At 64.9% G+C, this 12907-nt stretch carries 14 protein-coding genes and 1 tRNA gene; 11 read left to right on the forward strand and 4 right to left on the reverse strand.

From position 1 onward, the window contains the following. The 3 genes from ACP5MM_RS02785 to rsmI all read right to left on the reverse strand — a co-directional run. The coding region (locus ACP5MM_RS02785) for a hypothetical protein (protein WP_427934078.1) at positions 1-252 on the reverse strand (252 nt) is incomplete at its 3' end. Between the two features lie 14 nt (positions 253-266). Continuing rightward, a tRNA-Phe gene (locus ACP5MM_RS02790) sits at positions 267-342 on the reverse strand. A gap of 69 nt (positions 343-411) precedes the next feature. After that, a complete protein-coding gene (gene rsmI / locus ACP5MM_RS02795) occupies positions 412-1266 on the reverse strand; it encodes a 16S rRNA (cytidine(1402)-2'-O)-methyltransferase (RefSeq protein ID WP_427933146.1) in 855 nt (284 codons plus the stop codon). A 122-nt stretch (positions 1267-1388) separates the two neighbouring features. Here rsmI and ACP5MM_RS02800 point away from each other — a divergent pair, with 122 nt between their 5' ends. Genes ACP5MM_RS02800 through waaF form a run of 6 tightly spaced genes read left to right on the forward strand, consistent with a single transcriptional unit; the run spans position 1389 to position 7962 of the window. Next, on the forward strand, positions 1389-3233 hold the full coding sequence (locus ACP5MM_RS02800; RefSeq protein WP_427933144.1) for a penicillin-binding protein activator: 1845 nt from the start codon (positions 1389-1391) through the stop codon (positions 3231-3233). A gap of 2 nt (positions 3234-3235) precedes the next feature. After that, positions 3236-3601, forward strand: coding sequence for a YraN family protein (locus ACP5MM_RS02805; RefSeq protein WP_427933142.1), 366 nt, complete (start codon positions 3236-3238; stop codon positions 3599-3601). Next, a complete protein-coding gene (gene rfaE2 / locus ACP5MM_RS02810) occupies positions 3598-4677 on the forward strand; it encodes a D-glycero-beta-D-manno-heptose 1-phosphate adenylyltransferase (RefSeq protein ID WP_427933141.1) in 1080 nt (359 codons plus the stop codon). Before ACP5MM_RS02805 ends, rfaE2 begins: the two co-directional genes overlap by 4 nt. Then, entirely contained in the window at positions 4674-6050 is a 1377-nt protein-coding gene (locus ACP5MM_RS02815; RefSeq protein ID WP_427934079.1) for an FAD-binding oxidoreductase, read from the forward strand. The genes rfaE2 and ACP5MM_RS02815 overlap by 4 nt, the downstream gene beginning before the upstream one ends. Before the next feature lie 3 nt (positions 6051-6053). After that, complete coding sequence (locus ACP5MM_RS02820; RefSeq protein WP_427933137.1) at positions 6054-6821, forward strand: RMD1 family protein; 768 nt, start codon at positions 6054-6056, stop codon at positions 6819-6821. 37 nt (positions 6822-6858) lie between these two features. Continuing rightward, the gene (gene waaF, locus ACP5MM_RS02825) at positions 6859-7962 is read left to right on the forward strand and encodes a lipopolysaccharide heptosyltransferase II (RefSeq protein ID WP_427934080.1); all 1104 of its coding nucleotides are present in this window, start codon (positions 6859-6861) and stop codon (positions 7960-7962) included. A gap of 73 nt (positions 7963-8035) precedes the next feature. On the opposite strand, the gene ACP5MM_RS02830 is transcribed toward waaF, so the two are convergent. Then, the gene (locus ACP5MM_RS02830; protein WP_427934081.1) at positions 8036-9379 is read right to left on the reverse strand and encodes an OprD family outer membrane porin; all 1344 of its coding nucleotides are present in this window, start codon (positions 9377-9379) and stop codon (positions 8036-8038) included. 237 nt (positions 9380-9616) lie between these two features. On the opposite strand from ACP5MM_RS02830, the gene ACP5MM_RS02835 reads away from it, so the two are divergent. The 5 genes from ACP5MM_RS02835 to yidD all read left to right on the forward strand — a co-directional run bounded on the left by ACP5MM_RS02835 (position 9617) and on the right by yidD (position 12903). Then, entirely contained in the window at positions 9617-10546 is a 930-nt protein-coding gene (locus ACP5MM_RS02835; RefSeq protein ID WP_427934082.1) for a LysR family transcriptional regulator, read from the forward strand. Positions 10547-10730: 184 nt separating this feature from the next. Beyond that, positions 10731-12113 carry an oxygen-independent coproporphyrinogen III oxidase gene (gene hemN / locus ACP5MM_RS02840; protein WP_427933308.1) on the forward strand — a complete coding sequence of 461 codons (1383 nt, stop codon included), beginning with the start codon at positions 10731-10733 and terminating at the stop codon, positions 12111-12113. 82 nt (positions 12114-12195) lie between these two features. Next, the gene (rpmH, locus tag ACP5MM_RS02845; protein WP_427933307.1) at positions 12196-12330 is read left to right on the forward strand and encodes a 50S ribosomal protein L34; all 135 of its coding nucleotides are present in this window, start codon (positions 12196-12198) and stop codon (positions 12328-12330) included. 4 nt (positions 12331-12334) lie between these two features. Continuing rightward, positions 12335-12709, forward strand: a complete 375-nt coding sequence (rnpA, locus tag ACP5MM_RS02850; protein WP_427933305.1) for a ribonuclease P protein component — start codon at positions 12335-12337, stop codon at positions 12707-12709. Beyond that, entirely contained in the window at positions 12694-12903 is a 210-nt protein-coding gene (yidD, locus tag ACP5MM_RS02855; RefSeq protein WP_427933303.1) for a membrane protein insertion efficiency factor YidD, read from the forward strand. The genes rnpA and yidD overlap by 16 nt, the downstream gene beginning before the upstream one ends. The last annotated feature ends 4 nt before the right edge of the window (positions 12904-12907 follow it).

A 12907-nucleotide genomic window follows, 5' to 3' on the forward strand; every position in this document is an offset into this window, starting at 1 on the left:
CCCAGCCTGCGGATCTGCACGCGCCAATACTTGCCACGACGCTGGATGCTCGCCATGTTCACCTGCCTGTCGTCTGGTCCTGCTGGTATCGGACAAGGTATTCGGCTGGTGTGCCAAAATCAAGAGGCTGCGAAGCCTGTATTTATAGGGTTTCTGGAAGGAACAGGGGATTTTTGTTCCACCTGTCGGGCAGGTATCCGTTGTGCCAGTTGCTGTGCCAATCTGGATTTTACGGCTCTTTTTGTTCTGCAACTTATTGTTTTATATGGTGCCCAGGGACGGAATCGAACCGCCGACACGAGGATTTTCAGTCCTCTGCTCTACCGACTGAGCTACCTGGGCGAGAAGCGCACATTTAAGCGACCCCGTCGCCGGAAGTCAAGGCCACAAGCCGATTCGCCAGGGCCCGATTCACTCCGCATCCATGGCCCGCTTTTTTTCCAGGGCCAGATCATAGAGGACCCGATGGGGGATGTCGCTCAAGGCGGCGGCCAGACGCACCGCCTGGGCCAGGGGCAGTTCGGCAAGCAGGGGGGTCAGGACGCGGTCGGCCAGGGCCTGATCGGGGGCCGCTTCCGGTGCTCCTGCCACGACCAGGGTCATCTCGCCGCGCAATTTTTCCGGCGCGGCGGCGAGCAGGGCCAGCAGGTCGCCCAGACTGTGGCGCAGGCATTCTTCATAGATCTTGGTCAATTCGCGGCACAGGGCCGCCGGTCGTTGCGCGCCGAAGGCGGCGACCATGTCCTGCAGGGTGGCGGCTATGCGATGGGGGGCCTCGTAGAAAATCAGGGTGCGCGGCTCGGTGCGGAGGGCGTCGAGCCGGACCCGACGCGCACCGCCCTTGGCGGGGAGAAATCCTTCAAAGGCAAAACGGTCGCTGGGCAGACCCGACAGCACCAGGGCGGCGAGGGCGGCGTTGGGGCCGGGGATCACCCGCACCGGCAACTGGCGCGCCCGCAACACGGCAAGGAGGGGGTAACCCGGGTCCGAGAGCAGGGGCATGCCAGCGTCCGAAAGGAGGGCGATGCGCTCGCCGGCGGCGATGCGCTCGGCAATCCGCGGCGCCAGATCCCGTTCATTGTGCTCGTGCAGGGCCAGGGTTTTGGGCTGCAGCCCCAGATGCCGGAAGAGGCGCTGGGCGTGGCGGCTGTCCTCCACCAGGATCAGCTCCGCCTCGGCCATGGCCCGGGCGGCGCGGGGGGACAGATCGTCGAGGTTGCCAATGGGCGTAGCAATAATGGTGAGTTGACCGCTTTGCTCCTGCATCGTCACCCTCCCTCGCGGGTCATTGTTGATGAATGACATATTTCCGCCCCTCGCCTGCTGGATGGCCGCGCATTCCGCTGGCGGCGATTGAATGACCGGGCCATTCTCCATACACTCTGACCATGAAGATGCCATTGCCCCATCACCCTCTGGGTCCTGCCGCGCGCCTGGCGGCGGCCGCGCTCATGGCCCTCGGCCTCGCCGCCTGCGCCAGCTTGCCCCAGCCGGAGGCAACGCCCGTGGCGCCCACGACCAGTGCAAGTCCGGCCGCTGCCGCACCCGCCGAGGCCCCCGCGGCCGCCACCGCCGACCAACTCCTGGCGGCGGGCAAGGACCTGGCCGCTGCCAAAGCATACATCAAGGCGGCCGCCGACACCCAGGGCGATGCCCAGTTGCAGTATTTGCTTGATGCCGCCCATGCCTCCCTGAGCGGTCAGAAACCCCAGGATGCCGTCTTGCTGGCCGATGAAGTGCTGCGCCTGCAGCACGACCCCAAACTGCGGGGCGAAGCGCTGTGGATCCGCTCCCAGGGCCTGATGGACCAGGGGCAGACCCCCAAGGCGCGGGGCAATCTCGAAGAACTCCTCACCCTGGCCAGCACTCCCCAGGGCATTCGCGCCGAAGCCCTCGGCATCCTGGCCACCCTCTACACCCAGGAAGGCCACGACCTCACCGCCCTCAACTTCCTCATCCAACGCGACAATCTGCTGAGCCAGGGGAGCGCGCGCGACGAGAATCACCGCCGCATTCGCGTGCTCCTGGATGCCCAGCCCGTCGCCAAGCTGCAAAACTGGCAGTCGCGCACGGCCAGCCCCCTGGTGCAGGAGTGGATCGCCCTGGATCTCATCGCCCGCAACACCCCCGGCCCGCAGCAGCGGGAACAGGCCATAGCGGCCTGGATGGCCGCCCACCCCCATCATCCCGCCATCCAGTTTTCGGCAAACGCCCCTACGGCGGCAACGGCCGCCAGCGCCCAGGGCGATGTCTGCGCCCTCTTGCCCGCCACCGGACCCTATGCGCCCCTTTCCCAGGCCATCGCCGCCGGCCTGGAAACCTCTGCGCGCTTGACCGGAGGGCCCGCCGTGCGGGTCTATCAGAGCACCGGCAACAGTGAATATACCGCCACCCTCTTTCAACGCGGCGTGAAGGCCGGCTGCGCCGTCTTTGTCGGGCCGTGGCTGCGTCAGGATATCAATGCCGTGGTCGGCGTCCGCCGCCCCAGCGATCCGCCCGTTCTCACCCTCGGGCTGGACCCCGATCTGCACCAGCCGGGACTCTACCAGTTCAGCCAGAGCCGCAATGCGGCCAGCGCCCAGATCGCCCAACAAGGCTTCGCGGCGGGCTATCGGCAGGTCTATCTCCTCTATCCCCAGGACTCCAGCGGCGCCGCCATTCAGGCGGCCTTCCTCAGCGACTGGAAGGGCCTGGGCGGACGCGTGGCCGGGGTGGCCGCCTATACACCGGGACAAGACCCCCAGGCGGCGGTGCAACAGCTTTTCACCGGTGCCATCCCCGCGCGCAGCTTTGTCTTCCTGGTGGCCGACGCCAGCGTTGCCGGACAGGCCGTCCCGGAAATTCACCAGATCAAGCCGGACTTGGCCATCTTCAGTCCCTCCTTGCTGCGTGCCTCGGGATTGCCGAGCGATGCGTCGGCCCTGGCCGGCCTGGCATCCGTGGACATGCCCTGGATCATCGATCCCGCCCAGAGCTGGCCCCAGGCCGCCGCCTTGCTCCATACCCAGCTACCCAACGCCGACGACGCCCAATGGCGGATGGCCGCCTTCGGCCTGGACGCCTATCGGCTCGCCGTGCAAATCCTGCGCCATCAGACTGGCCAAGGCTTGCAAGGTACCACGGGGACACTCCATTTCGGTGCCGACGGCATCGTCGCGCGCGCCATGCAGTGGATGCAGTTCCAGCAGGGCCAAATCGTGCCCCTCGCCCACGCACCGCGGCCCGGATCCTAGCCATGCCTTCGCCACGACAAGTCCTGGGCCAGGCGGGCGAGGAAAGCGCCCTGCAACTGCTCTGTAGCGTCGGCCAGCAACTGATCCAGCGCAATTATTCCTGCCGCATGGGAGAAATAGATCTCATCCTGCTGGATGGCGACACCCTCGTCTTTGCGGAGGTGCGCAGCCGCGGCGGCAGCGCCTATGGCGGGGCCGCCGCCACCGTCACCCGCCCCAAGCAGCGGCGCATCATTCGCGCCGCCGAACATTATCTCCTGAGCCATCCGGAACACAACCGCCGTCCCTGCCGCTTCGACGTCGTCGCCCTCGACGGCCGAAGCGCGCCCCAGTGGATTCGCGATGCCTTCAGAGTGCCCAGCCCATGAATCTCGAAACCCAGCTCCGCAGTGTTTTCGCCGCCAGCGCCGCCGTCAAGCTGCGCGCCGTGGACACCCTTGCCTTGCCGTTGGCCCAGGCCAGCGAGCGTCTGGTTGGCCGCCTGCGCCTGGGCCACCAGGTCCTGGCCTGCGGCAACGGCGGCTCCGCGGGCGATGCCCAGCACCTTGCCTCGGAGTTGGTGAACCGCTTCGAGCAGACCCGCCAAGCCCTCCCCGCCATCGCCCTCACGACGGACAGCTCCGTCCTCACCGCCATTGCCAACGACGTCTGCTATGAGCAGGTCTTTGCCCGGCAGGTGGAGGCCCTCGGCCGCCCCGGTGACTGCCTCGTCGCCATCACCACCTCCGGCAACTCCGCCAGCGTCCTGCAGGCCGTAAGGGCCGCCCAGGCCCGGGGCATGTGGGTGCTCGCCCTCACCGGCCGCGACGGCGGCAACCTGGCCGCCCTGTTGCGCCCCGATGACCTGGAGTTGCGCGTACCGGATCACAACACGGCGCGCATCCAGGAAGTGCACCTGCTCCTCATCCACGGCCTCTGCCTCGGCATCGACGCCGCTTTTGCGCAAAGCCCGACGGCGGCGTCCAGGGACAGCACCGCCAAGATCCAGGACGACTGGCAGACCTTGGCCGGACTGCTCGCCGGCCGCCGCCCGCTGGTCTTTACCAACGGTGTCTTTGATATCCTCCACCGCGGGCATGTGCGCTATCTGGAAGAGGCGCGGGCCGAGGGCGTCTGCCTGGTGGTGGGCGTCAACAGCGACGCCTCGGTGCGGCGCCTGGGCAAGGGCGCCGACCGCCCCATCAATTCCCAGGAGGATCGCATGGCCGTCCTCGCGGGTCTGGCGGCGGTGGACTTTGTCACCGCTTTTGACCAGGACACCCCCCTGCGGCTCATCGAAAGCCTTGCCCCCGATGTCCTGGTCAAGGGCGGCGACTGGCCCGTGGCCCGCATGGTCGGTGCCGACCTGGTTCAGGCGCGGGGCGGGCGCGTCCTGTCCATTCCTTTCCGCCATGAGCGCAGCACGACGGCCCTGCTGCAACGCATCCGGGAGCAGCAGTCATGAAAGCCTTGCCCGCCTTGCGCGCCGCCCTGGATACCGAGCGCGTCCGTGACGATCCCGAAACCCTCGCCCTCTACAGTCACGACGAAACCCCCAGATCCTGCACCCCCGCACTGGTCCTCTTCCCCTCCTGTCATGCGGAAGTGCAGGCCATCGTCCGTATTGCGCGCCGCCACGGCCTCCCCCTCATCGCCCGCGGCGCCGGATCCGGCAATGTCGGTGGCGCGCTCCCGGTGTCCGGGAGCGCCGTCATCAGCTTCGAGTGCATGCAGCGGGTCTTGGACTTCCACGCCGCCGACCGTTACGTCACCGTCGAGGCCGGCTGCATCACCGGCGAGATTGACACCCTCGCCCGCAGCCACGGCCTTTTTTACGCGCCCGACCCCGGCAGCAACCCCTACTGCCGCATCGGCGGCAACCTCGCCATGAATGCCGCCGGTCCCCACGCCGTCAAATACGGGGTCACCCGCGACCACGTCCTCGCCCTGCGTGCGGTCACCGGCGCAGGGGAGGAACTCTGCTGCGGCACCCGCACCAGCAAGGGGGTGGTAGGCTACGACCTCACCCGCCTCCTCGTCGGCAGCGAGGGCACCCTCGCCCTCATCACCGAGGTCACCCTGCGCCTCCTCCCCGCCCCCGAAACCCGTGCCACCCTGCGCGCCTGCTATGTCGACAGCGCCACTGCCTGCGCCGCCGTGCAGCGGGTCATGGCCCAGCGCGTCATCCCCAGCGCCCTGGAGTTCATGGACCCCCACGCCCTGGCCGCCGTGCGCGCCATGGGTGCCGCCGCCGACCTCCCCACCGCCACCCAGGCCCTGCTCCTGGCGGAGGTGGACGGCGACGCCGACAGCATCCCGCGCCAGCTCCACGCCCTGCAGGCAGCCCTGGCGGGGGAGGGGCTGCTGGAGCTGCAGGAAGCCACCGATCAGGCGGCTATCGCCCAACTCTGGGCGGCGCGCAAATCCCTATCCCCGGCCACCAAGGCCATGGCCCCCCTCAAGATCAATGAGGACGTGGTCGTCCCCGTCAGCCGGCTGCTGGAACTTCTTCTGGAAATTGAGGCCATCGCCCGCGATCAACAGCTCCTCATCGTCAGCTTCGGTCACGCCGGCAACGGCAATCTCCACGTCAATTTCCTCGTTCATCCCCGCGACAAGGCCGAAATGGCCCGCGCCCGCCACGGACTTCAGCGCCTTTTCCACCAGGTCCTCGCCCTTGACGGCACCTTGTCCGGCGAGCACGGTATCGGCAGCGAAAAAGCCGCCTTCATCCCCCTGGAACTCAGCCCCGAAAGCCTCGCCCTGCAACGCGGCATCAAGGCCCTCTTTGACCCCGACGGGATCCTCAATCCCGGCAAGCTCTTCCCGCAGGTCTAAGGCATGGATCTCATTCTCCACGCCATCCAACCGGTTCGACAGATCATGCTCAAAAGCTGGCGCGAAGATTTTGCCATGGAAGTCGTGGCCGATACCGCCGCCCACCGCCTCCTGCGCGATGGCGACACCCGCGTCATCCTCTTCCGCGCCGGGGTGATCTGCTTTTTCGATGCCGGCCCCGCCCTGCAGGCACGGGTCATCGCCAAGGTCCAGGCCCAGTTTCCTCCCATTCCCGACCCGCGGGTGGAGGAACTCCCCATCCGCCTGGGGGAACGCGACGGAGTAGGCAGGGACGGCGTCACCCTGCGCGCCATCGACGATGAACGCCTGCTGCTGGTGGCCCTGCGTCTGGCCCAGAGCCTTGCCCTGGAACTCCACGAAGAGGCGGTGGAAACCTTGCTGGAAACCACCCTCAATCTCCTCTCCGAAGTCACCCGCAGCGGCCGCCTGCCCGGCCGCCGACGGGGGCATCTGCGCTTTCTCGCCTCCACCTCCGCCACCCGCACCGAGATCCTCTCCCGCCTCGCCGTGCTGGACAATCCCGACATCGTCTGGGAAGAGCCCGGCCTGGAGATGCTTTCCCGGGAGCTCTCCGCCGACCTGGAGCTCACCAGCCGCTTCCGCGCCCTGGACGAAAAGCTGGACGCCATCCGCGAAGGCCTGGAGGTCATCGTCGTCGCCAGCCGCCACCATCGGGAAACGGTCCTGGAGTGGATCATCATCGTCCTCATCGCCGTGGAGGCCGTGATCATGCTGATGGGTCCCCATTGACCTCCCACGATCTTGCCGGAAGGCAGCAGGAATGAACATGCGCCAACCCACCGACGAAGATCCCGCCGACAGCGAACCGCCGCGCAGCCAGGCGGAAGTCTTCCTGCCGCGCAGCCATACCGGACACTGGAACGATCCCAGCCGCCTGCTGCTCATCGGCCCCGCCTGGGTGGGGGATATGGTCATGGCGCAGGTATTGTTGCAGGTACTGCGCCGTCGCTGGCCGCGCCTGCAGGTGGATGTCCTGGCGCCGCCCGCCAGCATTCCGGTGGCGGAACGCATGCCGGAGGTGCGGCGGGCCATGCCCCTGTGCATCGACCACGGTCAACTGGGGTTGCGTCTGCGGCGCCGGACCGCAGCGGAATTGCGCGCACAGAACTATGACTGGTCCATCTGTCTGCCCAACAGCTTCAAATCCGCGCTGATCCCTTATTGGGCGCATATCCCGACCCGCACCGGTTTCAGCGGCGCGGGGCGCCGTTTGCTCCTGAATGATCGCCGTCGCTTGAACAAAAAGAAACTGCTGCGCACCGTGGATCGCTTCGTCGCCCTCGGACTGCCGCTACGCCTTCCACAACCCACGCAACTGCCCGCGCCCCGTTTACAGGTAAACCGGGCGGCCCTTGCCACGACCCTGCAGCGGCTGGGCATAAGCCCGCCACAACGGCCCCTGGTCGCCCTGGCGCCCGGCGCCGAATATGGTCCGGCCAAGCGCTGGCCGGTGCACCACTGGAGTACCCTGGCCCAGGCCCTAATAGAACGCGGCTATGCCGTCTGGATTTTCGGCAGTCCCAAGGATGCAGAAATCACTCGGGCCATAGCGGCGGACGTCCCGGAAACCCTTGACCTGGGGGGCCGGACCACCCTGTTGGAAGCTCTGGACCTGCTGTCACTCGCCCCCCTGACGGTCAGCAACGACTCTGGTCTGATGCATGTGGCAGGGGCCGTCGGCAGCCGGGTCATTGCGCTCTATGGCTCCACCCCCCTCGGCATGACGCCCCCCCTCTCCGCCAGGGCGCAGGCTCTACGCATCGATCTGCCCTGCAGTCCATGCGGAAAGCGCGAGTGTCCACTCCAACATCACCGCTGTATGGAAGATCTCAGGCCGGAATACGTTCTTCGCCAGATCTTCGGGATATAGGCCGCGAACGGATACAAAAATACCCCGACTTACGGGTCGAGGCGAGGAGAGGAGGAACCAAGCAGGAGGAAAACTAAAATGCGTAGGTCAGCATCACCCGGTTGTAGATGAAGGAATGCCCCGTGTTGAAACCGGCACCATTACCAAATTGTGCGCTCGTTCCGGTAGCCAGTTCCACCCGGTCACGAATGGAAAGCCCCTTGAATGCGCCACCCGGGAAGTAGGTCAGATCAAAATATGGATAACTGCTGCTACCATTATAATAGGTGGTGAAATGCGCGAAGGCCGCGATGGCCAGGAATTTCTGGCCCATCAAGTCAAGATGTTGTGCTATCTTGATCTTGTAACCATGCCCAGGCCCCAGATTATCCGCAAAACCACGAATCATTGCCGTCGTATATAGTGGATCAGTGGCATAGCCCACGGTATAGGGTGACACTATTCCACCGTTTAAAAATCCGCCGGTCTGTGGCGCAAGTGCGTTATAGGCCACACTCAACGTCCCGTCACCCATACCGGTTTTGTAGTTCACGCCACCAATGACGCCCCAGGCCGTGGCGTCAACCCCTTGCCGGGATAGCAGGGAACCACCCCACTCACGCATGTACTGGGCGCCCACAAATGGATCAAACCCCGTCCCGGTTTTCAGCGTATAATCCGCTGTCGTATAAAACATCTTGGCGAATTGATAAAAATCATAGTACCAAGCAGTCGCCTTGGCGCCCATCAGGGAATACGAGGCGCCAAAAGCCAGGGTACCACTGGTCGATGGGGCACCAGTCGGCAACTTTGTACCACCACCGTATAGTTCATCCCCCTCGTAATTAGCAGAATAAAACAGGTTGTCATTGTAATAACTATTCGATGTGCGACTCTTCCAGCGGAAAATACGCATGCCATACAGATGCAAATCGTGATAAGGAGAAACATCGGCAAACACACCCTGATAAGTGGCGGGCAACATGCGTGAATCCGAGCCGTTCATCCAGGGCGTATCCAACTCCTGATCGCCCGCCCGGATCAACAGCGTTTTTGGAATCTCATATTGGAGGTAAGCCTGCCCCAGGGCATCGATGGACTGCGGACCCATCACCGTCGTATCCAAATGTGGGTAGGTCGGCCCGCCACTGGTATCATTCGCCCCGAGCCCGTGCGCGGTAAAGAAACTGACGCCTACACCAAAGCCGCCCAGAAAAGATGCCGTCTTGATATTCAGGATACCACCCAGACTAAAGACATCCTGATTGTAGGTATTGGGTCCGGTTGCACCATAATCCCGGCTGAAATAATAAGAGCGGATCTGGCCATCGATCTTGCTCTGCTTGAAAAAATCGGTCAGCGTTTCGGCTTGGGCTGAGACACTGACGCCACACAGGACGGCGACCGTCGCGATGACAATGCGCTTTTTGATAAACACAACACCCCCCTCTTTTGGTGTTCTTGAAATGATGCCGCCTATGGTAAAGGGCTAACATGACACTATTATGACGTTTTTATGAACTTTTTGTGACGCTATCTCCATATAAATACAATCCCCGGTCACCTTCGGCGAACGGAGTGCCGCGCGACGGAATCCCCATCATCCCCAAAAGTCTTTGCATTACCCGATGTTCGTGGGAAACTGCAACCTGATCTGTTGCCCACCGGGATCCGCATGCCACTGGAAATCCGTCACCTGCGCACTATTGAGGCAGTCGCCCAGTTCGGCAGCCTCGCCGCGGCGGCGCAACGTCTGCACCTCACCCAGTCCGCGCTCTCCCACCAGTTGCGCGGGCTGGAAGCAGAATATGGCGTCAGTCTCCTGGACCGGGAACGTGGCGCGCAGTTGCGCCTGAGCCCGGCAGGGGAACGGCTCCTGGCCTTGGCGCGTGAAGTGCTGCCCCTGCTGCGCCAAACCCAGGAGGAGTTGCGGCGGTTGGCGGCCGGCAGCAGCGGGCGGCTGCGCATTGCCGTGGAGTGCCATACCTGTTTTGACTGGCTGACGCCGGCCATGGACCGCTTCCGCGAGGAGTGGCCGGCGGTGGAGATGGATCTGCTGTCGGGCTTTCAGGATCCCTTGCCCCTGCTGCAAAGCGGGCAGGCGGATCTGGCGATACTGGCGGCACCCGAGAACGCCGTGGCCGGTATCTGCATTCACCCCCTCTTTCGCTATGAGGTGGTGGGCCTGGTCAGCCCCCGCCATCCCCTGGCCGAGCGCGATTTCCTCTTGCCCGAGGACTTCCTGGAGGAAACCCTCATCAGCTATCCCGTCGAAGACCGGCGCCTGGATCTGCTCCGCGACTTTCTCCTCCCGGCGGGCGTGCAGCCCTGGCGGCGACGCCACGCCGAACTGACGGTCATCATCCTCCAGCTCGTCGCCTCCGGACAGGGTGTGGCCGCCTTGCCCGCCTGGGCGGTGGGGAGCTATGGCGAAAAGGGCTACGTTCGCGCCCTGCCCCTGGGGCCGGAAGGGCTCTGGCAGACCCTCCACGCCGCCACCACCGCGGCCCAGGCCGTCCTGCCGCACATGCAGGCATTCCTCGCCGAAGTGCGCCGCGGCGTGACGGCCAATCTGACGGGGGTGGAGCCCTGGCAAGAAGCGTAGCTCATCCCAACGAGCCACCTATCCCGTAGGAACGGCCCATGGCCGCCGCCAGCGGCTGCCCGCTCGGAAGGCGGGGACTTGACACAGGATCGTTGTTTCCCGCTAAAGCGGTCGCATCTCACCGGCACCACCTGCCCATGGACGGCGCCCTGCGCTATGCTATGGTCCCGAAGGGGGTATTGCCATGTCCAAGCAGGAACTCGTTTTTGACGCCGATCTCATCCGCCGTTACGACCAGCCCGGTCCGCGCTACACGTCTTATCCCACCGCACCCCATTTTCACCGCGGTTTTGACGAAGCGGCGCTGATCCGCGAGATGGCGGCATCCAACGCCGGCGCGCGGCCGCTGTCGCTCTACTTCCATCTGCCCTTTTGCGAACACCTGTGTTTTTATTGCGCCTGCACCAAGATCGTCACCCGCCACCACGAATGGGGCACCCCCTATGTGGCCCGCCTAGACCGGGAAATGGCGCTGGTCCGCCGGCACATCGACGGCGGGCGGCCGGTCACCCAGCTCCATTTCGGCGGCGGCACGCCCACCTTTCTCCGCCAGGCGGACATGGCCGCCCTGCTGGATCGCATTCGCCACCATTTCCACCTGCTCCCCGACGACCAGGGCGAGTACGGCATCGAGCTCGACCCCCGCGCCTTGGAGCCGGGCACCCTGGCGCTCCTCCGGGACTTCGGCTTCAACCGCATCAGCTTAGGGGTGCAGGATCTGGATCCCGAGGTGCAAAAGGCCGTTCACCGCGAGCAAAGCGAGGAACTGACCTTTGCCGTCCTGGACGAGGCGCGGGGCCTGGGCTACCGTTCCGCCAGCCTCGACCTCATCTACGGGCTGCCCCTGCAGACGGAGGACAGCTTTGCCCGCACCCTGGAGCGGGTGCTTCATTGGCGCCCCGATCGCCTCTCCATCTTCAACTACGCCCATCTGCCCAACCGCTTCCAGCCCCAGCAGCGCATCCGCGATGAAGACCTCCCCGGCCCCGACGCCAAACTGCGCATCCTCGCCAACAGCATCGGGCAACTGCAGGCGGCGGGCTATGTCTACATCGGCATGGACCACTTCGCCCTCCCCGACGATGAACTGGCCCTCGCCCAGCGCGACGGCACGCTCTACCGCAACTTCCAGGGCTACTCCACCCATGCCGGGGCCGACCTCCTGGCCTTCGGCATGAGCGCCATTGCCATGGTCGGGCCGTCTTACAGTCAGAACCTCAAGGAGCTGGACGCCTGGGGAGCGGCCGTGGACAGCGGCCACCTGCCGGTGGAGCGCGGCCTGCGCCTGAGCGACGAGGACCTCCTGCGCCGCCATATCATCACCCGCCTCATCTGCGACTTCGCCCTGGACTTCGACCGCATTGCCGCGCAGTTCGGCATCGACTTTCCGCAGCACTTCGCCGCCATCCTCCCCCGCCTCCGGCAGATGGCCGGCGACGGTCTGCTGCGGATGGATGCCGGCGGCCTCACCGTCACCCCCCAGGGCCGCCTCCTCATCCGCCACGTCTGCATGGCCTTCGATGCCTATCTGGATGTCAAGCCCGTCCAGTATTCGCGAGTGATCTGAGGCGCAACCTTTTCCTTGACTTTCCAGGCCCTTCTCCTTATCTTCTCTGGCCTTAAACGAGCATTCCGTAGGAACCGATCCCATGAAGCGTACCTTTCAACCCAGCATCATCCATCGCAAGCGGACCCATGGTTTTCGCGCCCGCATGGCCACCCCCTCCGGTCGCCTTGTCTTGAAGCGCCGTCGCGCCAAGGGCCGTCGTCGCCTGTCCGCCTAAGGACATGCCACTGGCGGCGGGCCGTTCCTTCCGCTTGACGCGAACCGAGCGGCTGCGCAGCAAGACCGACATCCAGCGGGCGTTGCGCCATGGGAAGAAGCGGGTCTTTCCGGAGCTGGTGATTTACACGCTCCCCAACTCCCTGGACAAGCCGCGTCTGGGGCTGGCCGTAAGCCGCAAGGTCGGCGGTGCCGTCCAGCGCAATCTGGTCAAACGCCGTCTGCGCGAGGCCTTCCGCCTGCGTACCCGGCCGTGGCCCGCCTGGGACGTCATGGTAGTGGCCCGCAACAGCAGCAAGGACCTGTCCCTGGATGCCATGCGGGAGCGGCTGGATCGTGTCCTGGGACATGGGGGAGCCGCAACGTGCGCCACATCCTGATCCTTTTCGTTCGCGCCTACCAATACTTGCTCAGCCCTTTTCTCGGACATAGTTGCCGCTACTACCCGACTTGTTCAGAATATGCCTGCCAGGCCCTGGCGCGCCATGGCGTGATCAAGGGGTCCTGGCTCGCCATCAAACGTATCGGCCGCTGCCATCCCTGGCATCCGGGCGGTGTAGATCCGGTTCCTTAAAATA

The sequence above is a fragment of the Acidithiobacillus sp. genome (genome assembly GCF_049965315.1).
Taxonomy (GTDB): domain Bacteria; phylum Pseudomonadota; class Gammaproteobacteria; order Acidithiobacillales; family Acidithiobacillaceae; genus Acidithiobacillus_B.